The sequence below is a fragment of the Candidatus Pantoea floridensis genome (assembly GCF_900215435.1).
Taxonomy (GTDB): Bacteria; Pseudomonadota; Gammaproteobacteria; order Enterobacterales; family Enterobacteriaceae; genus Pantoea; species Pantoea floridensis.
In genome coordinates this window covers 1-20298 of record NZ_OCMY01000005.1, presented here as the reverse complement: position 1 = coordinate 20298, position 20298 = coordinate 1, and the positions used below count along the sequence as shown (strand labels likewise).

The window sequence follows — 20298 nt, the reverse complement described above, 5'->3', positions numbered from 1 at the left end:
CGGATTACAACACGCGCGCCACGGGGATATCACTCCAGCGCGTGGTCCACGCCGGCGAGAGCATTTCCCGTTTCATTTTCCATTCCGTACTTACGCCCTGACCTGCAAACCACAGGTTACCAAGCCCGGACTGGTTGATGCCATCCAGAACCTTCATCAGCTTCGCGCTGTTGGGGCGGGGGCCATCCTCGTCAAACAGGTTCAGCTGGCTGACGCCGTCCGGGGTAAAATCGTCGAGCATTATACCGGCCTTCATGTAACGGCGACCCTCAAGCCAGATGCGATCGAGCGAGCGCATAGCCACCTCGATGATATCGCGGGTGTCCTGCGTCGGTACCTTCAGGTTTTCACCGGCGCTATTGCCGTAAAAAACTTCGCTAGGAGAGTGCGGGGAGGTGCGTATAAAGATGCCTACGCGGCGGCAGAACTGGCGTTCACCCCGCAGCTTTTCGGACGCGCGCGTCGCGTACTGGCAGAGCGCCTGCTGCATGGCCACTTTTGACGTGATGCGCTCGCCAAATGATCGTGAGCAGACGATCTGCTGCTTCGCCGGCGCAAATTCCTCAAGCGGAATGCAGCTCTCGCCGTTCAGCTCCCGCACCGTGCGCTCCAGCACCACGCTGAAGTTTTTCCGGATGAGGGCAGGGTGCGCGCGCGACAGCTGCAGGGCATTTTCAATGCCCATGATGTTCAGCTTTTTCGCGATGCGCCTGCCGACGCCCCAGATTTCCTCCACCGGCTGGTTCTGCAGAAGCGTCGCTGTACGCTTCGGGTTACCTGGCGTCAGCGCCAGCACGCCCTTAAACTCCTTCCACTCTTTACTCGCCCACTGCGCGCTTTTGGCCAGCGTTTTCGTCGGACCCATGCCGACGCCCACGGTCAGACCGGTCATGGCCAGCACGTGCGCGCGCAGGCGCCGGCCAAAGTGTTCAAAATCCTCACAGCCATTGATGCCGGTTAAATCGAGGAACATCTCGTCAATCGAATACTGCTCGACCTTTGGCGTAAGCTCCTCGAGGGCCGTCATGACCCTCTGCGACATCGAATGGTATAGCGCATAATTCGAGCTAAACACATGAATTCTTTGGGAATAACTTTCATTCTTAATCTGAAACCAGGGCTGACCCATTTTTATGCCCAATTTTTTAGCGGACGCTGACCTGGCGATCACGCAGCCGTCGTTGTTGCTGAGGACCACAACCGGTTTACCGCGAAGATCGGGGCGAAACAGGGCTTCACAGCTGGCATAAAACGAGTTGACGTCGGCGAGACCAAACATGGGCATCTCTACCTCCGGCGCGCACGCGTGCTGTTGAAAAACCAGGTGACGACGCCGAGCAGCTGCAGCTCCTCCGGGTAAATGGGTGAGTAGGCCGGATTCATTGGCAGGAGGGCGAGGCGGGGATGAAGCTGCAGGCGTTTGACCGTGAACTCCCCGTTGACCTCAGCGATAACGATGTCCCCGTGCGACGCTTCCTCAGCCCGGTCAACCACCATAACGTCGCCATCATAGAGGCCCAGATCCTGCATGCTGCTGCCGCTGGCGCGCACGAAGAAGGTAGAGGCTCGCCGGCGGATACAGAGTTCGTTCAGATCAAGCTCGGACTCCACGTAATCCTGAGCAGGCGAGGGGAAGCCGGCGGCGCAGGGATCAGCAAACAGCGGCACGCGCACGCGCGGAGTGAAAAGGGGGGGCCACAGCAGCGTGAGGCCTGAGCTGTACGCGGCCGGTTTCATAAGCCGGTGCTCCCGGGGGTTGGCTGAAAAAAGGTCATTGCTGTAAGTGAAACACGCATGAAAAACACCCTAGTAATACTGTTCATGTATACAGTATTATTGAGGTGGATTTATCTGGCAAGAGGCATCAGCGCGATCCCGGATACAAACGGACACAGGTTGCTGAGCGTTAACTGAATATTTTTTTGAAAATGCAGTTTTGCCAGAATGGCCAGAGGGGTATCCTCCGGGTGGGTTGTGCGTACGTATGGATGCGTTCTCAGCTGTAGCTCAGCCGTCCGGCTTTCCGCGGCCTGGCGGCTTTTAAATCTTTTCCCTGAGCATCGTGTCTGTTGCAGCAGAGCGTAAGCAGTTCATGCGGGACCTGATGAAATGACGCTTCCTCGCCACGGCTGTTCGTTCCTCGCGCTGCTGCGGTACGCCTCAGCCGCGACTGCGGCGAGCGTTGCTGGCTGGCTATTAACGGCCACTGTTTCTTCGATCGACACTATGTGGCTGCGCCTCACCGTCTTACTCTGCCTGCATAACCTGGCCGGGCATATTTATCCGTCCGGGATAATCTATGGGCCGCCATACATCTTCCTTGCATTTTCTGCCATTTTTTCTGAAAGAAAACGACATCTCCCTTACGCAGCTGTGCGATCTCAGCGTGCCCGACAGTGTCATTGCCCGGGCTTTTATTGCCGCTTCCGGGCACGCTGGGTATGGTTTGTTACTCTCAGGACTCCTTTCTCGCCAGGCCGACCCCGTAAGTACTGGCACAGTCAGATGCAGGCTCTGAGGCCGGTAAAAGCGGACCGGGATTGTGATAAATTACGCGGTGCCGGTACGGATTTAAACGCTCCGTTTTAACCAGGGGTTGAATAAACTGTGCCCGTACCGGCATCCGCGGCGCCGTGCCGGTATTGTTTATGAACCTGTCATTATTCTGGCTCTTCCTGCACCTCAATATGAATGACCGTGAGGAGTTCACCACGACTGCCGGTAGTGTAATGTCGCTCGGCAGTGCGAATGTAAGGACTGCGCACGTCCAGCATATCAGCAAGTTCCCGGAGCTTTTCTGCCATGCAGTGAAGCGACACGGGAAGGTAGGTCGGATGTAGGGCTCTGGCCATGGGATCTGTTCCGCATAAGTTCGGGTGGTTCATTGTATCTTCGGCCGCAAGGTGGTTTTCCTGAGCGCCGTCACGCTCCCCGCTTCAGGAGGCACCATCACCGGCATCGAAAATGCCATGCAACCTCCCTCCGAAATGTCGGGCGGCGCCGTGACTTCACCTTAGCCGGGATGCTTCACCCGCAAGGCAGGCTCCGCCTCGTGAGTCACCCGTTCCCCGCCGTGCGCGGGACATTCAGTCCGCTCCGGCGGCGCATGCGGCTTCCTCACTCGACCGTTGCGGTCTCCGCGTCAACCCGGCTGCTGTGAGGTCACGGCGCTGATGCCGTGCAACTCTCTGTACCGGAGCGAATATGACTAACCACCCGACTATTGGCCTTCTTATTGAACAACTCCAGCTTTTTGCGCCTGACACACCCTGCGTGGGGCACATCTGGGTCGCTGATGATTTTGACGATGTTGCGCCTGAACTGACGGCGGATGAGGTACTGGCTACCATCGCGCTGGCCGATGCCTCGCTCGATGCAGATACCAGTCTCAGCTGGTATTTTCTGCGCCATTGCGCCGACACGATTCTGGCTGCAAGGGAGGAAAAAAACTGAAGGAGGCCGCCCCCGGGCGGCCTGGACTTTGCTGACGCACGGAAAAAGGCTCTCGCTGCGCTCCGTTTCATTGCCAGCGCCTCTGCTGCGCGTCGCCGCCGGCGGGCATGAAGTGCCGTGCCCTCACGGTAGCCGGGCGGCCTCGCAAACAAGGGAAGCTGTCGCCGGACTGCTCACCCGTTCCCCGCCGTGCGCGGGACATTCAGTCCGCTCCGGCGGCGCGTGCGGCTTGCGCGTCCGCCCCTGTTTGCTCCGCTGTTCGCCCGTCTGTGTGGAGGGCACGGCACCACTACCGGTGCCCCCTTCATACAAAGGAGCATCACTATGTCTCGATTCATGCACGGCGACAGCGTACAGGTTATGGGCGGCTTTCCGGATAAAAGCATTGATTTTATCCTCACCGATCCGCCGTACCTCGTCGGCTTTAAGGACCGCTCCGGCCGCTCTATTGCCAACGACGTGAACAGCGAATGGGTGCTGCCAGCAAGCCAGCAGATGTATCGGGTGCTGAAAGACAACAGCCTGGCGGTGAGTTTCTACGGCTGGAACCGCGTAGACATATTTATGCAGGCGTGGAAGGCGGCGGGGTTCCGCGTGGTAGGCCACATCGTGTTCACCAAGCCTTACGCCTCAAAGTCGGCCTTTGTTGGCTACCAGCACGAAAGCGCCTACGTGCTGGCCAAAGGGCGCCCGGCGCTGCCGGCGAAGCCACTGCCGGATGTGATGCCGTGGGAATACACCGGCAACCGCCATCACCCGACCGAAAAGCCGGTCAGCGTCCTTCGCCCCCTGATTGAGACCTTCACGCAGCCCGGCGCCATTGTCCTGGACCCGTTTGCCGGCAGCGGTTCGACCTGCGTGGCCGCCCAGGAGTGCGGGCGCCGCTGGATTGGTATCGAGCTGATGGAGCAGTACCACGCTGCCGGCCTGCGCCGCCTGTATGCACATCGTGCCGCGCGTGCGGCATAAGGGGGACAGATAAATGTTTAATCTAACAGAACATAATGCCGCCGATTGTCTGGCTGACGACGTGGCCGATATCGACGAGACGCTGACCGAGCTGTTTATGCGGATCCACGCAATGCGCCAGCGCTGGCCGCGGGACAGCGATGCGCCCGCTGTGCGGCTGACTCTGATGGCATTAGACGGCATCTGTGATTCCCTGAGGGATGCCGGCCAGCGCGCGGAACAGCTGCGGGGGTGCCTGCGCAGATGACTGGGACCCGCGGGGCGGTTGAAAAACGACCGCCCCCGGATGCCCCCTCTGACGTCTGGCCTGCATAAATGTATCCACAGGGTTCCGGGGAGGATATGCACCCCGGATGTGGACAAGACAAAAAGGATGTCGCGATGCTCCCCCCTCATGCACGCCGGCGGCGTGCGGGGAGAAAACTCTGAGCGGTCTGCGGCCGGTGCCGTGACTTCACTTTAGCCCGGCCGCTGCGTGTTCAAGAGCCGCAGGCTCGTCTCCTCCCCCGTTCGCACTCTCTCCGGCACGCTTACTCCCGTCGCGCCTCCGCTCATGCTTCGCGTCTGCGCCGTCCGTAATCCCGCTTCCGTTCGCTTGCGCTGCGGCCTCGTCACCGCTCTTGAACACTCCGCTTTTCGCCGGGCTGTCATTCAGTCACGGCACAGGCCGGAACTGTATCCCCTTTACCTGCGGAGGTTTCTGATGAACACAGCACTGCACGCACCTCAGACGGCGCGTTATCTGGACGGCTTCGTAAAGCTGCGCTTTCTGCCTTCCCTGTTTGGCGACGATTTTATGCGCGCCGAGAACAACGTTTATTTGTACGCCGCGCGCTATCTGACGGACTACAACGGCGGTGAGTGGACTTTTATTCACCTGGAGGAAGGGGGCGGATATATGGCTCCGCCGGAAGGCACATGGCGTTTTGAGAACGCCGAAAACTGGTCTGTAGCAGAGGTATCGGCTGACGCAGCGGGGATCATCATTACCGCGCTTGTGCTGAATCACCGCAGCTGGATGTATGACCGCCACGACGAAGAGGAGCTGTGCGCGCTGTATTGCCGCCGCCACCGCCAGCTGATGACATGGGCGGAAATTCACCCGGAAGCGCCCGCCATTTTTCGCGCGCTTGACTGAACACTAACGGGGGCGGCTTAGCCGCCCAAAAGGAGAGAAAACGATGCACGGTAATGTAAATGAGATCTGCGCCTGGCTGCTGGAGACCTTTCAGCCAGACAGCCCGTTCACCATCCTGGTCTGGACGGAGGAAGACGTTCAGGATTGCACGGATTCAATGGCGCTGACGGAGGAGGAGGGGCGCGCAGTGCTTGCTGAGATCTGCGAGCTGGGCGATCACCAGCGCTACGGAATAGGCCGGGACGCCATACGTGAACTGGCATGTCAGGTACGCCGCGACAGGCAGGCAGGCAGGCACGTCACACTGCCGGCTGCGAGCCTTGCGGTACTGCTGGAGCTGGCCGGAAAGACTAACGAAACGGGCAAAGGTACGGACGCTGAGGAAGCTATCCATCAGGCACAGGAGGCCATGCGCGGGTAGTATGGCAGCTGTCAGATGAAGGTCATTTTCTTATCTGACAGCATACCCGTCTGAATGCACCTGAAACCCATTGCCGCCTTCGGCGGCCTGCAGCTGAGATGTGCCCTCTTATGGACACGCCATTGTGTACAGTACGCCCGGGGCCGGAAAATCCGCGCTCTTTCATACCCTGATAAAGGCCGCGCTGAAAACAGAACGCGCCGGAGGTCAGCATGATCAGTAACGTTATCGATCACCTCGCCGGCATTCTCAGCAGCAGCCGGGACGAGGGGGGCGCGAAGATGGCGCGTCAGAAGCTGCAGGAGAGCTTCAGCTATCCCTCGCTGACCAGCCTGCTGCCATGGCGCGAGTTTGATGAAAAGTCGGAACTTTTCATCAACGCCCGCTCGGTAGGCTTCATTATGGAAGTGGCCCCGCTCGCCGGTGCCAATCAGCAGGTGGTGCAGGCGCTGGACGACCTGTTACGCAAGAAACTGCCGCGTAAAACGCCGGTTACGGTGCTGATGGTGGCCAGCAAGTGCGTGGGAGACATGCTGGAAAACGGGCTCAGCCGCGACATGTGGAAGGGCGACATGGCGCCGCGCCTGAACGCCATCACCAAAGCCTTCTGGGAGCGATCGGCGCTGAAGGGGCTGGCCAACGAGCGTGAATACCCGCTGTATCTGCGCAACTACCGTGTGTTTCTGGTGTATGCCCATCCCGGCACCGGCGGCATAAAGTCTATGGATGCGGTGGCGCAGGTGCGCGAAACGCTTCGCGTTTCTATGCTTGCCGCGCATATGGACACGCGGCGCGTGGGGCCCTCGGAGTTTTTGTCCGTCATCCGCGAGCAGCTTAACTATCGTCCCGGCCAGGTAAGCGGCGCCAGCGAGCACTGGAATCCGGAGCAGGAGCTGCACCGACAGTGCGTGGACACCAGTACTGAGATGGAGGTCCATCCCGATCACCTGCGACTCACCACGGCGCGTCAGACCCGAGACAGGGCCGTCAGTGACGACAGTGACACCGCGGTTGTCAGCACGCGCATCGTGAACATGCAGCTGACAAAAGTACCTAAGCAGTTCGCGCTGTGGCAGGCGGCGGACAACCTGCAGAACATGCGTTTCCCGGACCTGGGCATTCCCTGTCCGTTCCTGCTGAGCTGGACTATCTGCGTCGAGGAACAGGTCAGCAGCCAGAATGAGGCGTTCCGTAAAGAGCAGGATATGGGCAAAAAGGCCAACTCCTCCTACGGCAAGCTATTTCCCAATACGCAGCGCACCTACGAGGAGTGGCGTGACCTGCGCATGGGGCTGGCCAGCAATGAAATTGCCATGTGCAGCTTTAATTTCAACCTGACACTGTTCACGCCCGATAGCGACAGCGAACAGCAGCGCTGTGAGCTCTCGGCTATTAACGTGTTCCGTAAAAATGACCTCGAAATGTCCACCCCGCGTTATCAGCAGCTCCGCAACTGGCTGACTTCGCTACCGTTCCTGATGCAGGAAGGCCTGTGGGACGACATGAAGCTCATGAATGCCACCCTGCGCTGTAAAAGCTTTAACGCCGTCAACCTCATGCCGGTGGTGGCCGAGCGTCAGATGGCGGCCTCCGGCAGCCCGCTGCCGACCTACCGCAACGCGCTGGCCTTCTTTGACATGTTCAGCGAAAGCAACGGGGCCACTAACTTCAATATTGCGGTAACCGGCACCACCGGTGCCGGCAAAAGCTTCTTCATTCAGGAAATCCTGCGGCAGGTGCTTAACTCCGGCGGCTTTGGCTGGGTTATCGATATGGGAGGAAGCTACAAAAACTTCTGCCGGCAGGCTGGCGGATCTTACCTGGACGGTGCGACGCTGCGCTTTAACCCGTTCGCCAACGTGCGGAACATCAAGGAGTCTGCGGAGGGCATTCAGGGGCTGCTTACCGTACTGGCCAGCCCCAACGAACCGCTGGATAAGGTCAGCGAAACCATCCTGCTCAAGGGGGTGGTGGCGGCATACGAGGCCAAACAGAACAAAGCACGCATCGATGACGTGGTGCTCTACATGAAGTCAGCGGGTGTTAGAGAGGAATATGGCCAGCAGCCGACCATCATGAACCGCATCAACGAGCTGGTTCTGCTGCTGGACCGCTGGTGCACGTGGGGAGCCAACGGCGATTACTTTAACTCGGACAATCCTACGCTTGACGGCGACACACGCTTCGCGGTGCTGGAACTGCTGAGCCTGGAAAATCAGCCGCACCTGCTCTCCGCCATCCTGTACTCGCTCATTCTGGCCATTCAGGAAAAAATGTACCACTCGCCGCGCAGCCTGAAGAAGGTAGCCATTATCGACGAGGCCTGGCGTCTGTTCAGCGGCTCAAATCCGCACGCCGCCCGCTTCATCGAAACCGGCTACCGTACGGTACGACGCCACCGTGGCGCATTTATCACGATCACGCAGGGCATCAAGGACTTCACCGGTACCAGGGATCAGGCTGCACCGCCTGCGGCCGCGGCCGCGTGGGACTGCTCCGGTACCAAAGTGACGCTGCTGCAGGACGCGAAGGCGTTCAAAACCTACCTTAATTCCAACCCGGACCAGTTCAGCGAAGTTGAGACGCAGGTTATTCGTGGCTTCCAGCCCGCGCGTGATACCGGCTTCAGCTCGGTGATGATTTCCACGGGCGAAAACAGTTCGTTCCACCGGGTATTCGTCGATCCGGTGACGCGCGCCATGTTCAGCACACGCGGGGAAGACTACCAGTACATGACCGAGGCGCAGAAGCACGGTGCGACCAGCGAGGAAGCGGCATACCTGCTGGCCTGCGAACCGCACATGTATCAGGCCGAAATGCAGGAGCTGGAGCGCTGGGCAGGTCTTGCCACTTCTTAAATGAGGAAACGATATGCAGGAAGACAAGCAGTCGTCCACACAGGTGGACGGTGAAGCCGCAGAGGAACTGAATGTGCGTGACGGCGCGATCATAAAACCGGCGCCCGGTCTGCTGAGCCGCCGGGGTGTTCGCCCTGCCGCCTTCGCAGTGCTGGTTATCGCGCTAAGCGCGGGCGTCAGCGCGCTGGTTGCGAAGGCCGTGCAGCCCGGTTACGTGGTGTTCGACATGAAAGGCACCATCGACACCTTCCGGCTGCAGACGGCACAGACGCCGCTGGACGAAAAGGCCGTTACTGCGCTACCACGACGTCGGGCGCCGCCGCCCTTTCTGACGATGATAACGTTACATCCGATCGTCTGATCGAAAACAACGATGCGCTCGCGGAGATGCTGGGTCTGACGGGGACGCCGGGAATTATCATAATGCCCGCCGAAAATGCCACGGCAGACAACACCACTGTGCTTCCGGGAGTGGTCAGCGAGCAGGTGATGCAGCAGGCAATCGCCCGGGCCGCGGGCGGATAAAAAAATCCCGGCTCAGGGCCGGGAAAATAGATTCATGAATTATTTACCGCGAGCGAGTCGCCGGCAGTAACACGGGTATCGGCTAACCCGCCAGAACCTTTACCCCTCTGACGCCCATGTCGCTCAGGCTGTTCGTTCCTCGCGCTGCTGCGGTACGCCTCAGCCTGACCGCCCTGACCGTCGCTATACAGGGCGATCATTAACGAACATCACCACCGACAAGAACGTTTTGTCCGCCAGTCTTCCCTTCAAACCTGTTTGAGCGTCCCGCCAGACGCCGGATTTGGATTAAGTCAGCCGAAAATGTGAATGAGATCGCGGGAAAAAGGATCGGTGAACTTTTTTTATCCATACGATTCGTGCCACGCGCAATCTGTGCTGGATTTAAGCGGTTGAGATGAGTATTCTTTTCAGAATTCGCCGGGCGGCGATCTTTTTTTGATCCTTATCCGAGTACTGTGGTGGTCGACGATGAGGATATGCGAAAAACCTGTGGCCGGACATGCGCGGCGCGGGGAAGAACTAACCGGATGGGACGTATCCGTAAAAACGTCCAGGGTACGGAGCTCAGCTTTCACCGGGCTCTGAATGCAAAAACCCCCTGATTCTGTCTTCAACTTGGCGGGAGAGGTCAGAAATCAGGGGGTCCAAAAGCAGGCGCTGGCCTGTGAAGGATTATAACGCATGCAGTTCATAAGACAACCCCTGTCCGCCATAAGTTCGGGACAGGGTGAATGACCAGATTTTAATCGGGTTAAACGGCCCGACTCTCAAAAATGACGGACGCCATCGCGGCGATCACTCCGTCGCCTGCAAGTGCTCAAATCCGGAATGGTTTGCACCCCAGAGCTATCGCCCGTTGCCGGGAGAGTTCGGTCATGCCATGCGCAGACTTGTACTGAAGGACAAGGCCACCGGGCAGCTTCGCCTGCGCCAGCGCCTGTCGCGCAATCCCTATTTTGTCAGGCTGCGTCATGCAGCCGGACGCGAGCGCGACTTCCGGCCGGAGCGACGCGCGCTTATCGACGCCCTTATACCGCTGCTGATCCAGCGCGCCGACATGGCCACCTGGGTGGTTACGATGAACGTTGGCCGACTGGCCGCCGAACTCAGTCCGAAAGACGGGAATGGTGACGTCATTCCAGCCACCCGGGTTGAACCGAGCCGGCTGTCGCGACTGCTGCCGGAACTGGCGCGCTTCGGGCTGATTGAGCTCCCCGACCTGGAATGGGACCCGGTAGAAGAGTACTGGATGCCGCGCCATATCGTGCTGACCGATCGCTTCTGGCAACTCTGCGGCGTCAACATGGACAAGCTTTACGTGCAGCGTAATCAGCGTCTTGAGGCGGAAGCGGAAGGCATCATTGAGCCGGGCACTCACGATTCGGTGCGCGCCGCGCGCCAGCGCTGGTATGAGAACATGCGCATGGCCACCTTACTGAAGCGACGCGAAAAAGCGGTCAGAGAGAAGCGCCGTAAAAAGCTGGGCAAGCTTCCGCTCGATGAGCGCCGCGGTGCCATGGCCAGCTGGCTTATCCGGACCCTGCCTAATCATGAGCTGATGAATACCGACGCTGAGGGCTTTGACCGCCTGGTGTGGCAGTGCCTGAACCAGCTGGAGCTCGGTCTCGGCTACGAGCCCGCCCCTCCCGACGTCGTTCACTGACGTTCCCCCCTGACTTTAACCGCCTTGACTGGCGGTAAAGGCGTTTGTGCCGCGCGTAAAGGCTGGCTTATCTGTCTGACATCACGTCACATTTCCCAGAAAATTTTCCCCGTGCGCACCGTTCTGCGATCGCAGATTTTTTTATCCACACTTACCCGCAATCAGAAAGTGGAATATACCCGCAAGCGACCCTTAAATTATCCGCAAAACATTCCTGACTTACGTCAGAAAGAAATATTCAGAAAGATAAATAAGGTGTTCATGCCGGCATTCTGCGGGGGATAAATAAGGGCTTCGCTTGCAGCGGCCGCAGACGTCCGCGCCGCTCAGAATCTTAAGGTAGCTCCCGCTAACGCGGGCCCCGGAAAACCAGATTAGTTACAACAAACATAGTTCTTCAATAATCAGAAACCGTGCAGTCCTGATAACCTGCGCCCCTCCAGGCCAGACCTGCGCCGGATCTGAAACCCGGTTGCCCCCACTGACCAGCCGCCGCCGCCCGGCCCGAAGGGCCGGAACTGCAGTGGCTGATAATTGGATGCTGTAACTAAAACAGTTCAGTCGCGTCAGGTTCAGAGCCCTGCTGTTTCGTTCTTTCGTCTGCGACCATCAGACTGATTAGCTGGTGACAGGCCGCTGCTTAAACGGCGTCTGACAGGGAAGGGTTGGGCTTTTGCCATCATCGGCCCTGTAACCGGCTCCGCCGGGTTGACGGCGCCAGCTGGCATCAGGGCCGTCCTGAACGGTTTCTGGCGCCTCCATGCCGCTCACGCGGCATTCACAGGACAGGCTGCGCACTGCTCGCCCGTCCGGCTGTGTCTGAGAGGTATGTGCTGTGCAGAAGACTGAACTGAACCACCGGGACCCGGAGAAGGTATACACCATGATCGGCGCCGTGGTCATGGCGATGGCCAGCGACGATCTTGAAACCACGCGGCTGCGTATTGCCGGATTCATCCGCAAAGAGCTGGCCAGAGTGGACGTATGGTCGCCGGAGATGAAAACGCTCATGCAGGGCGCGATCGGGACGCTGGTAGTCTATCCTGAACAGGACATCGTGGAGGGGCATCGCGACGGCGATTAAGGGTTCTGTGAGGGCGGCGGATGTCATAAAATGCCGGATTTAAGGGCCACTTTTTACCTGGTTCTGCATGAAGGACACCGCTTATGGATAACGACAATCTGAACGTCAGTCACCTGGCGTGGTGCGGGCTGATTGCGCTGCACACTGCCCGCCGCGACGGGATCGCGACCTCCCCCGCGCAGGATAACCTGTTTCTGACCCGCTGGCTGGCCAACGCTGAAAAGCAGCGCCGCTTTCCCCGGGAGCTTGCCAGCGATATCAGCTGGCTGCTGAAAGAAGGGCGGGAAAAGGGACTGCGCGCCGACCTGCCCGGCAAGCTCGACTACCTGTGGCGCGCCGGCAACGGCAACCTGCAGGGGCAGAATGACCTGTTCCGGCTGCAGCACGCCCTGCACGCGGTGAAGCTGACCGGGTGGATTTATATGGTGCTGGCAGCGAGCGAATGGAGCGGCCGCCGGCAGCTGCGCCTGAGCCCTACTGTATCTGGGATTTACCTGAACCGCCACGCGCTCGACGTCGGCTTTGACGAGCACGGCCGCCAGCGCATCCCCCTGCCCGCGCGCATCACCGGCGAGCTGCCCGCGCTCGATAAACTGCTGCAGCGATCGGGCTGGCGCCGGGAAGTGGCCAGAAGTGCGGATGAACATCTGCACCTCCTCCTCGCGGACGGATTCCGGGCAGCATGAGGTCCGAACAGCAATGGTCACGGACGTTACAGGCTACAGTGCACCTCCGCGCCGGCTCAGGTTCCGGTACGGCGCGGCCAGACTAACAAATTGTCTCAGCTCACTACTGAAACAGCGCTGTCAGATAACCGGTATTCTGGGGTGACAATAATTTCCCACTCGCGCGTATACATGGACGGAAGCCTACCCCCAAGCACCATAACGGCAGGCGTCAGCCATGTTAACAGCCAGGGAAACAGCAATGGCAGATCGCGCCGCACAGTGCAGCACATGCCGGCAGCCGTGAGCTGTTCAGTCAGCGGCTCCCGAAACCGACTGTTTGAGAGCAGGTGCGAGCGTAAAATCAGCGGTCGGGACAGCGTGCAGGGCTCATCTAAAACAAAATCAGCCATTTTGCCAACCCACTTGTGCATTGGCCTGCTATTGATATCAACAGTAAGCTTTATACCCACGTACCGGCCGGGCCGGTAGGCGGCACGACAGAATAGCCAGTACAGTACAGAATCTGCAGGAGCCGTAGTAAACGGTTTATCAGTCCACTTATTTATTAATCTGCATGTCCGGAAACCCGTTAAGCAAAGGAGGAATACACCAGGAAGAATTGCAGCCGGGACAATTAATGCGTCAATGGCCCCTGTGTATGAGAGATAAGAAACAGATGATAAGCTGACCATCAATATAAGGCTGAGAAATACAGACCACACAATCTTAACGTTACGTCTGATAGTTGCTTTACTTATCCTTTCCAGTCCCTCTGGGCTGAGACGCTTCGAAACACTGGCTTCGCTGCTTGTTATCATCTTACCTGGTATAGGCTGCTCTTTTTTCATTTCAGTATTAGTCTCAATGCATGATGAGGGCTTATCTAAATAAATTGTCTGCACAACTTTGCCTGGCAGGCAAGACGCTGAGTATTCGTTATCAGAGGACTGAGACATCATCTGCGCATAGGCTGCATAATCTTCAGAAGCCTGCTGCCGCCAGCGGCGGACCGGTGCCTGACGTTCAGCTCGCACCCTGTATCCGCAGCAACGCTCCCTGGCTGAACGGGTAAGTGTCTCCTGAACCCACGTCCAGAATGCGCGACCGGTGTGCGGCGTCACGCTATAGCCGGCCTTTTTCATGATTTTACGGGCGGCGTTTTCACTCCAGTTGCGGATGAGAGAAAATGCGCCGTTAATATCGCCACGAGACGTCATTAAATTAATTTCATGGAATTCATTCATATTAGACCCTCCCTGATACAGTATTATTATCGGACGTAATAGATGAAAGTTTAGGCTTTATTCAGCATTAATACGGCAGAAAAAGACGAAACCGTTTAACTGAACAATCAGCGGGTGATAAAATATCCAGAATTATTCCACAGGGCTATTTTACTTTGTTCAAATATACTTTGGTAGCGATGACATTATTAACGTGCTGCTATATGCCTTATGCATCTGCGGCGGTAATAGCCGGATTTTCGCCGGGCGGCACGGCGCTGAGCCTTATTCTGCAGTTCACCCGCACCGCGCGTATCAGTGCTGACGTGGCGGCCTATGACTTCACCAGCCGACCGGTGGCACAGGAGCTGTCGGCGGCCGTGGCGCGTGGGGTAACAGTGAGGCTGGTTGCGGATGAAAAGAAAAGCCGCGACCGCTGGTCGCTCGTCAGCGAGCTGGCATGCTCGGGTATTCAGGTGCGCATCAATAGCACGTACAGCATCATGCACAATAAGTTCATAGTGGCGGATGGCAACGCGGTAGAAACGGGATCCTTTAATTACACGTTTTCTGCTGAAAAAAGAAATGCAGAAAACGCGCTAGTTATCACGGGCGAGCCGGAAACGGCCGGCCTATACCAGGCAGAATTTAACCGCTTATGGAGTGAGTCCGTACCTCTGTCGTGCGCAAGGCAAAGCTAAATTAATCCCTTACTACTTATCGGGCTCAATTAGCTCTTTGCCCTGGTTATGTATGTTCCCAACCTTCTTACTTACGGGATGCCATGTAAATTCCTGCTCCGGGACAGCTGCATCATGTGCAATTTCTTCCGCCCGCTGCGGCGAAGTGTCATTACTCAGCCATTCACGAACGGCGTCCGCAGTGATCACCAACGGCCGGCGATCGTGAATATCGACCATCCCCTTGTTGCTCGATGAGGTCACGATAACGAACCCTTCTTTACCGTGATCCTGTCCGAAAGGTTGTCTGCCAATCGCCGCAAAGAAGAGTGGCTGCTCTTTACGATGGTAGATATAAAACGGCTGTTTTTTCCCGTCTTCTTTCTTCCATTCGAACCAGCCGTTGGCTGGCACGATGGCACGCCCATGGTTCCACAGCGGCTTAAACATGCGCCCGCTCGCAGCCGTTTCGCCCCGTGCGTTTATGAGGGGCTGCTTATCCCACCATTCCGGGCCATAGCCCCAGTAAACCGGGTCGAAATGCAGCGCATGCTCACGTTCGCTGAGCAACAGCACCTTCGTGCCGGGCGCAACGTTAAACCTGCCGATGGGGTCAGGATCAAATGTAAGTTCGTCAGGTTTCAGGCCCAGCGATTCGAAATATTCATCACGGCTGCTGTACTGCGCAAATCGTCCGCACATAGGCACCTCCTGCTGTAAGGATAACGTATCAGCGCGGCATGCTCACGACGGGTATTTATAAGACCGTGAATACGGTGCTGACAATTGGTGGCAGTGGGAAGCGTCAGGCGATCATGAGGGCCATTGCATGCCTTTCCCTCAAAGAAATAGCATTATGATGCATAAATAGATGTGTATTAATATTACTTTGATAGTTTTTTGATAGTGTTTTTCAGTGTGTCTGTCTGGCCCGGAAATCAGGCCAGACTGTGAGTGTGCGTATCAGATGTGAAAGGCTATGCGCTTCCCCGTTGGCAGCTCGACATCAAGACTGAGTTTGCCTCCCATCGCCTCAATGTAGCGCTTGAGCGTAGCAACCTTCAGGTCGTTTCCGCGCTGCTCCAGTTGTGTAATGGCAGGCTGGCTGATACCCATGGCTTCAGCTACGTTTTTCTGTGACAGCTGCAATTCCTCCCGCATCATCTGTAATCCGGTTTCAAGGATCATCTCGTCAGCGATATCACGGATGCGGGCCTGACTCTCCGGAGAGCGTGCAGCAATTACTTCATCCAGCGTTCTCATTTTTTCCCCTCCATTGTGTTCAGGTGCGCAGTGAACTCATCATCGGCGATACGGATCATGCGCTCGTAAAATTTCTTGTCGTTACTTTTGTCACCGGCACAAAGCACGATGGCCCTCCGGGCCGGATCAAATGCAAAGAATGCTCTGACCGGTGAACCGCCATACTGCACGCGGAGTTCTTTCATGTTCTTATGACGGGAACCCTTGACGGTGTCGGCATAAGGCCGGGACAAAGCCGGACCGTACGTCCTTAAATTAATCAGGTCGGCAAGAACCTTTTCCTGCAGGCCGTCTTCCTGTTCATCCAGCCAGGCGTCAAAGAGATCGCCAAAGAGTACTGTCCACATAGTGTGTCCTATAAGTTACAGCTTATAGGTATTGAGAATATAAGCTTTAGCTTATTCCGTCAAGAGCACTATAGTGTAATGAAGCGGTACCTGTCTGTTCTGCCCGCGCTTCGCAATCCTGGCTGATCGCCACCGGCGCGTCCCCCTTAACGCCGTATGGGCTCTTCACGGCCTCTGTCCCGGAAAAAAGAAAAATCGTTCCCTCAGGCTGAGGTACTTTGCGCAGAATGATCACTCTGCGGGGCCGGCATACCTGTCTGCCCGTTTTCTTTATTTTTTTTATAGGACAAGATGATGAACCATTCTGAACTCCGGACGGCTATTCTGGCACGCTGCCGGGACGTGCTTGCCACGCGATACGCGAAGAAAATCTGCTCCATATGCTGGTTTCCGGACGCGTGGCCACCTGAGGACGTCATGGCGGTACTTGAAGAAATGTGTCGCGAAGGCATCATCTCCTGCACCAAAGGGAGCAGCCAGGTCGTCGATGGCTTTCTGATTAACCTGCAGTGGGCCCGGTCACCTGCCATAAGGATACCGCGCGGAGGGACGCAGTGAATTCAGGCTGCCGGTTCTTACTCTGCAGCGCCGGAGAGAAGGTGCTGCCCTACCGCCACGCGCTTAACGCCACAATAACTCTGCCGGCCGCGCTGCACATCACGGCGCGGCACACAGAAGACGCGGTGAAATTAGGTTGCCGGCAGGATGTTCTGGCGCCCCGTATGGGAAACAGGTCATGTTTCATTGGGGGGGTTATGGGAAATACATCATGTTGGCGACGATCAACCGTGGTCTTAAACCCCGCCCGATAGTATGTGGGAAAGACATCATGTTTGTTCCGGGGCGTGCTGTGCGAGGAGCTGACTGTGGGAAATACATCAACTTTGCTTCGCTGCAGGCGCGAAGACGCGGATTCGCGCTTTTACAGGGCAGCCGGTGTGGGAGACAGGTCAGGTTTAGGCGTGCGTGCGCGGGAAATCCCGTCCAGAGTCAGTAACCTGTGGGAAAAAGGTCATGTTTTCAGGGATGAGTGGCAGGCCCGTATGGGAAACGCATCAAGTTCAGCGCAGTGCCTCTGTGGGAAACACATCAACTTCAGAACCGTATGGGAAAAAGGTCAACTTTCGCGTTGCCGCATCCCGTCAGCTGATGGCCAGCGGCTTATCCATCACGCTGAACAGCAGCCGGCCGTCGTCCTGAGTGCGGTAGCTGACCCGTAACGGCGTCTTCTCGTTGATTTTTTTGATAGCCGGCTCGAGGAAGGTTCGCTTCATCTCCGCTTTATTCGACCGCTGCGAGTCCGGGAGCATAAACCGCTCACAGAGCCACTCATGATCCGTTACCCACGTGCCGGTGCTGCGGAACTGGCACAGGCTCTCATAAAGGCGGATGACCTTCACGCTGTTAAGCTGGCCACAGTCATAGAGAGAATACGTGGTGAACTGAGAGGACAAGCCCACCAGGAAAGGCATCACCTTGTAGTTAAACTCGATCTGCCATGAGCCCCTGCCACGCTTCATGCCCGCCTCAGAAAGCCACGGACGCGTAACCTGCTCGAACTCTCCGTCCCTGGGATAAAACGTCACGGTGGACTCACCCAGCGCCTTCACGCCGGCCTTCACGTCCCGGCTGGCCACCGCGGTAGCCACGTTAAAATACTTTACGTAGTCGGAGACGCTTACGCTGAAGAGAGGCAATACATCAGACTCAAAGTCTTCGGAAGCCTCGCTGAAATAGGCCTGCATCAGGCACAGCCACAGTACGCGCTTTGCCTGAAGAGGAAGGTAATAGGCTGCTTCCGTAAGCTCATTGGATTGCTTGATACTTACCTTTTTTTTAAAACTTTTCAGCGAGATAGTACTCATCCAAAGCCTTTGTGGGTAAAAAAATAATTACCCATATTCGCATCAGTAGAGAAAATTGCAACTCCTCATCCCGTACTTATCAACATGTGAATAAATAGTTTTCTAACTTGATGTCTTTCCCATAACTTCTTGATGCATTTCCCATCTGTAGATGCTTCCGATCCCACGGAAAGTTGCGCAGATCCCCATGCGGAGTTGTGCAGGATCCCATTAAGGATCCGGGCCAGGCCACGCATACCAAGGCCTGGCAGGGCGCTAAAAAGCTTAAAATTATAAAATACTGAAAATTCTTTTAAAATTTAGTCCTGTGGACAATGTGCATAACCCCTTTCTGCGGGTAACAACCAAGCGTAAGCAGAAAATACAGATCCGGGTGACGTTTCGCTTCCTCGGTCATTCGCGAGCAGGCTCGGTCATGACCTGCGGCGAGCGTTAATGGATATTCGCTAAATCCGTACAACGGTGAAGTGTATGATTTCCGGGTTTGAGAAGTCATTCAACCACCTCCCCTTAGTAATTGAGGTTCCGGAAAAAGGCAAAGTAAGATGTGCTGACGAAAGACAGGCTTTTACACGGCCCAGAATCCCCCTATCTTTGGGGGCCATGACATCTTTCCTTTTCGGAGTTCACGGCATGGAACTGCAGACCCGGCTTGTTTTTATTGATACCTCCGCCTATCAGGCCAAACGTTTTCTATTTGGCCACTATGATCTTGCTCGCCTGGAGACAATGGTTACCGAAGGAAAAATTCATCTTCTTGTAACTGACGTAATACGCTCTGAAATTGAAGCCCATATCATAAAGTTTGCCGATGATGCAGTCAGTCAGCTTAAGCGGTTCCAGAAAGTCGGCGCCTTCCTGCGCGTCGCGGATGAGTCTACCGGCGGTGGGCTATTTGCCAAAGTTAACGCGGAGGAAGTGCTTGCGGAGGCGATGGCGAAGTTTCGAGCCCTTATGGATAACGGTCTAACCGAACAAATTTCTGTTTCCATTGTGGATCCGGCTCAGATTTTCCGTGACTACTTCTCGGCGGCTCCCCCATTTCACCGTGAAGCAAAGAAATCCGAGTTCCCGGATGCGTTTTCACTGGCAGCCGTGGACAAGGTAGCCCGTGACCGCCATCACAGGGTCTACATCATCAGCGCCGACGGAGATATGAAGGCGGTGGCCGACAGGAATCCCAACTTTATCCATCTGGAAAAACTGGAGCATCTGCTGAATCTGGTTAACAGAAATGACGAAGAGCTGACCGGCCTGCCCGGGTTTGCCGATGGTGTTCTTCAGCAACTGATGGAACACGTTATGACAACAGCCCGGGAAAAACTGGAGAATGGAGAATTTATTCCAAACTCATCAGGAAATGCTGATTTTGATGTCAGCGATATATTTATCTTTGACATTGATATTGCAGAAAAACAGCTAATCGAGGTGGACCAGAATGGGGCGACTTACGACTTGGAGTTCAGCGTCTCGTTGCTGGCGACTTATGATTCTGTAGATTATTCCGGAGTGAATTGGGACAGGGAAGACCGCGTCATGTACGGGATGCGGGAGACAAGCGATACGTTTCGCCACAAGGAGCAATACGCCGCTACTGTAGTTATTGGCTTCTACGAAGGATTGAGGCAGAACGCTGAGATAGAAAGGCTCGATTTTGAGCATGATGTTTTCGACCTCGATATCGATGAGGCCGAATATATTGAAAAGCCGAATGACCATATGTTTGGCTGGACAGAACAATAATTGACCAGCCATTGGACGGATAAAAATGGCCGCAGAAGCGGCCTTTAATCTATTAAGCAGGAGGTGCAGATGCACGTTGCTGTCTGCTTCTCTGAGCCCAATGAACATTTTGCGATTGAGCAGCGGAAGTTATTCATGCCATTTGATATGCTAAATGCGAGATGAAATTAGTTTTTTCTGGGGTAATACATGGCGTTTGCACAGATGATGCGTGACACCCTATCCCTTGTTAAGCGGGATGGAGTGAGGACCGATGGGATAAAAGGTAGCGTTCAGAAGGATAAGATTTTTATTCTGCGAAGCGATATTGCTGTTGAAAGAGGTGATCTTCTTATTCGTAGTATGCCGCATGGGGGTATAGAAGAGTATGAAGTGATTGAGCCGAATTTCAGGCA

21 protein-coding genes and 1 pseudogene are annotated in these 20298 nt (G+C 56.2%); 13 read left to right on the top strand and 9 right to left on the bottom strand.

The genetic code is table 11. The features are described 5' to 3' along the window. Positions 1-4 precede the first annotated feature (4 nt). The 3 genes from umuC to CRO19_RS25585 all read right to left on the bottom strand — a co-directional run bounded on the left by umuC (position 5) and on the right by CRO19_RS25585 (position 2852). Positions 5-1279: a translesion error-prone DNA polymerase V subunit UmuC gene (umuC, locus tag CRO19_RS25595; protein WP_097098691.1), complete on the bottom strand. Its 1275-nt coding sequence runs from the start codon at positions 1277-1279 to the stop codon at positions 5-7. An 8-nt stretch (positions 1280-1287) separates the two neighbouring features. Then, on the bottom strand, positions 1288-1737 hold the full coding sequence (gene umuD / locus CRO19_RS25590; RefSeq protein WP_097098656.1) for a translesion error-prone DNA polymerase V autoproteolytic subunit: 450 nt from the start codon (positions 1735-1737) through the stop codon (positions 1288-1290). Positions 1738-2660: 923 nt separating this feature from the next. Further along, positions 2661-2852, bottom strand: coding sequence for a hypothetical protein (locus tag CRO19_RS25585; protein ID WP_097098654.1), 192 nt, complete (start codon positions 2850-2852; stop codon positions 2661-2663). Between the two features lie 352 nt (positions 2853-3204). On the opposite strand from CRO19_RS25585, the gene CRO19_RS25580 reads away from it, so the two are divergent. The 8 genes from CRO19_RS25580 (at position 3205) to repA (ending at position 11030) form a co-directional block, all read left to right on the top strand. Then, a complete protein-coding gene (locus CRO19_RS25580; protein ID WP_097098652.1) occupies positions 3205-3453 on the top strand; it encodes a hypothetical protein in 249 nt (82 codons plus the stop codon). 324 nt (positions 3454-3777) lie between these two features. Then, positions 3778-4422 carry a DNA methyltransferase gene (locus CRO19_RS25575; protein WP_097098650.1) on the top strand — a complete coding sequence of 215 codons (645 nt, stop codon included), beginning with the start codon at positions 3778-3780 and terminating at the stop codon, positions 4420-4422. 13 nt (positions 4423-4435) lie between these two features. Continuing rightward, a complete protein-coding gene (locus CRO19_RS25570) occupies positions 4436-4669 on the top strand; it encodes a hypothetical protein (protein ID WP_097098648.1) in 234 nt (77 codons plus the stop codon). Between the two features lie 456 nt (positions 4670-5125). After that, positions 5126-5560, top strand: coding sequence for an antirestriction protein (locus CRO19_RS25565; RefSeq protein ID WP_097098646.1), 435 nt, complete (start codon positions 5126-5128; stop codon positions 5558-5560). 43 nt (positions 5561-5603) lie between these two features. Continuing rightward, positions 5604-5981, top strand: a complete 378-nt coding sequence (locus tag CRO19_RS25560; protein WP_097098644.1) for a DUF1380 family protein — start codon at positions 5604-5606, stop codon at positions 5979-5981. Positions 5982-6193: 212 nt separating this feature from the next. Next, positions 6194-8839: a type IV secretion system protein TraC gene (traC, locus tag CRO19_RS25555; RefSeq protein WP_097098642.1), complete on the top strand. Its 2646-nt coding sequence runs from the start codon at positions 6194-6196 to the stop codon at positions 8837-8839. Between the two features lie 13 nt (positions 8840-8852). After that, positions 8853-9200 (top strand): TrbI F-type domain-containing protein, encoded by a 348-nt coding sequence (locus CRO19_RS25550; RefSeq protein ID WP_097098641.1) that lies wholly within the window; start codon positions 8853-8855, stop codon positions 9198-9200. A gap of 894 nt (positions 9201-10094) precedes the next feature. After that, complete coding sequence (gene repA / locus CRO19_RS25540) at positions 10095-11030, top strand: plasmid replication initiator RepA (protein WP_097098639.1); 936 nt, start codon at positions 10095-10097, stop codon at positions 11028-11030. 618 nt (positions 11031-11648) lie between these two features. On the opposite strand, the gene CRO19_RS26010 is transcribed toward repA, so the two are convergent. Next, positions 11649-11828, bottom strand: coding sequence for a hypothetical protein (locus CRO19_RS26010; RefSeq protein WP_141400289.1), 180 nt, complete (start codon positions 11826-11828; stop codon positions 11649-11651). Between the two features lie 37 nt (positions 11829-11865). Between CRO19_RS26010 and CRO19_RS25535 the strand changes: the two genes are divergently transcribed. Further along, positions 11866-12114: a DUF2767 family protein gene (locus CRO19_RS25535; RefSeq protein WP_141400290.1), complete on the top strand. Its 249-nt coding sequence runs from the start codon at positions 11866-11868 to the stop codon at positions 12112-12114. Between the two features lie 83 nt (positions 12115-12197). Next, positions 12198-12800, top strand: a complete 603-nt coding sequence (locus CRO19_RS25530; RefSeq protein WP_097098437.1) for a DUF2913 family protein — start codon at positions 12198-12200, stop codon at positions 12798-12800. Positions 12801-12895: 95 nt separating this feature from the next. On the opposite strand, the gene CRO19_RS25525 is transcribed toward CRO19_RS25530, so the two are convergent. After that, positions 12896-14026 carry a hypothetical protein gene (locus CRO19_RS25525; RefSeq protein ID WP_097098638.1) on the bottom strand — a complete coding sequence of 377 codons (1131 nt, stop codon included), beginning with the start codon at positions 14024-14026 and terminating at the stop codon, positions 12896-12898. 155 nt (positions 14027-14181) lie between these two features. On the opposite strand from CRO19_RS25525, the gene CRO19_RS25520 reads away from it, so the two are divergent. Continuing rightward, the gene (locus CRO19_RS25520; RefSeq protein WP_370659843.1) at positions 14182-14706 is read left to right on the top strand and encodes a phospholipase D family nuclease; all 525 of its coding nucleotides are present in this window, start codon (positions 14182-14184) and stop codon (positions 14704-14706) included. Positions 14707-14718: 12 nt separating this feature from the next. On the opposite strand, the gene CRO19_RS25515 is transcribed toward CRO19_RS25520, so the two are convergent. The 4 genes from CRO19_RS25515 to CRO19_RS25500 all read right to left on the bottom strand — a co-directional run bounded on the left by CRO19_RS25515 (position 14719) and on the right by CRO19_RS25500 (position 18160). Continuing rightward, complete coding sequence (locus CRO19_RS25515; RefSeq protein WP_097098635.1) at positions 14719-15387, bottom strand: SOS response-associated peptidase family protein; 669 nt, start codon at positions 15385-15387, stop codon at positions 14719-14721. 261 nt (positions 15388-15648) lie between these two features. After that, positions 15649-15948 (bottom strand): helix-turn-helix domain-containing protein, encoded by a 300-nt coding sequence (locus CRO19_RS25510; RefSeq protein WP_097098633.1) that lies wholly within the window; start codon positions 15946-15948, stop codon positions 15649-15651. Then, positions 15945-16295 carry a type II toxin-antitoxin system RelE/ParE family toxin gene (locus CRO19_RS25505; protein ID WP_097098631.1) on the bottom strand — a complete coding sequence of 117 codons (351 nt, stop codon included), beginning with the start codon at positions 16293-16295 and terminating at the stop codon, positions 15945-15947. Before CRO19_RS25505 ends, CRO19_RS25510 begins: the two co-directional genes overlap by 4 nt. A 1142-nt stretch (positions 16296-17437) precedes the next feature. Then, positions 17438-18160 (bottom strand): replication initiation protein, encoded by a 723-nt coding sequence (locus tag CRO19_RS25500; protein WP_097098630.1) that lies wholly within the window; start codon positions 18158-18160, stop codon positions 17438-17440. Positions 18161-18793: 633 nt separating this feature from the next. Between CRO19_RS25500 and CRO19_RS25495 the strand changes: the two genes are divergently transcribed. After that, positions 18794-19903, top strand: coding sequence for a PIN domain-containing protein (locus CRO19_RS25495; protein WP_097098689.1), 1110 nt, complete (start codon positions 18794-18796; stop codon positions 19901-19903). A gap of 189 nt (positions 19904-20092) precedes the next feature. Then, positions 20093-20298 (top strand): annotated as a pseudogene (locus CRO19_RS26420) (TIR domain-containing protein); the annotation flags it as partial.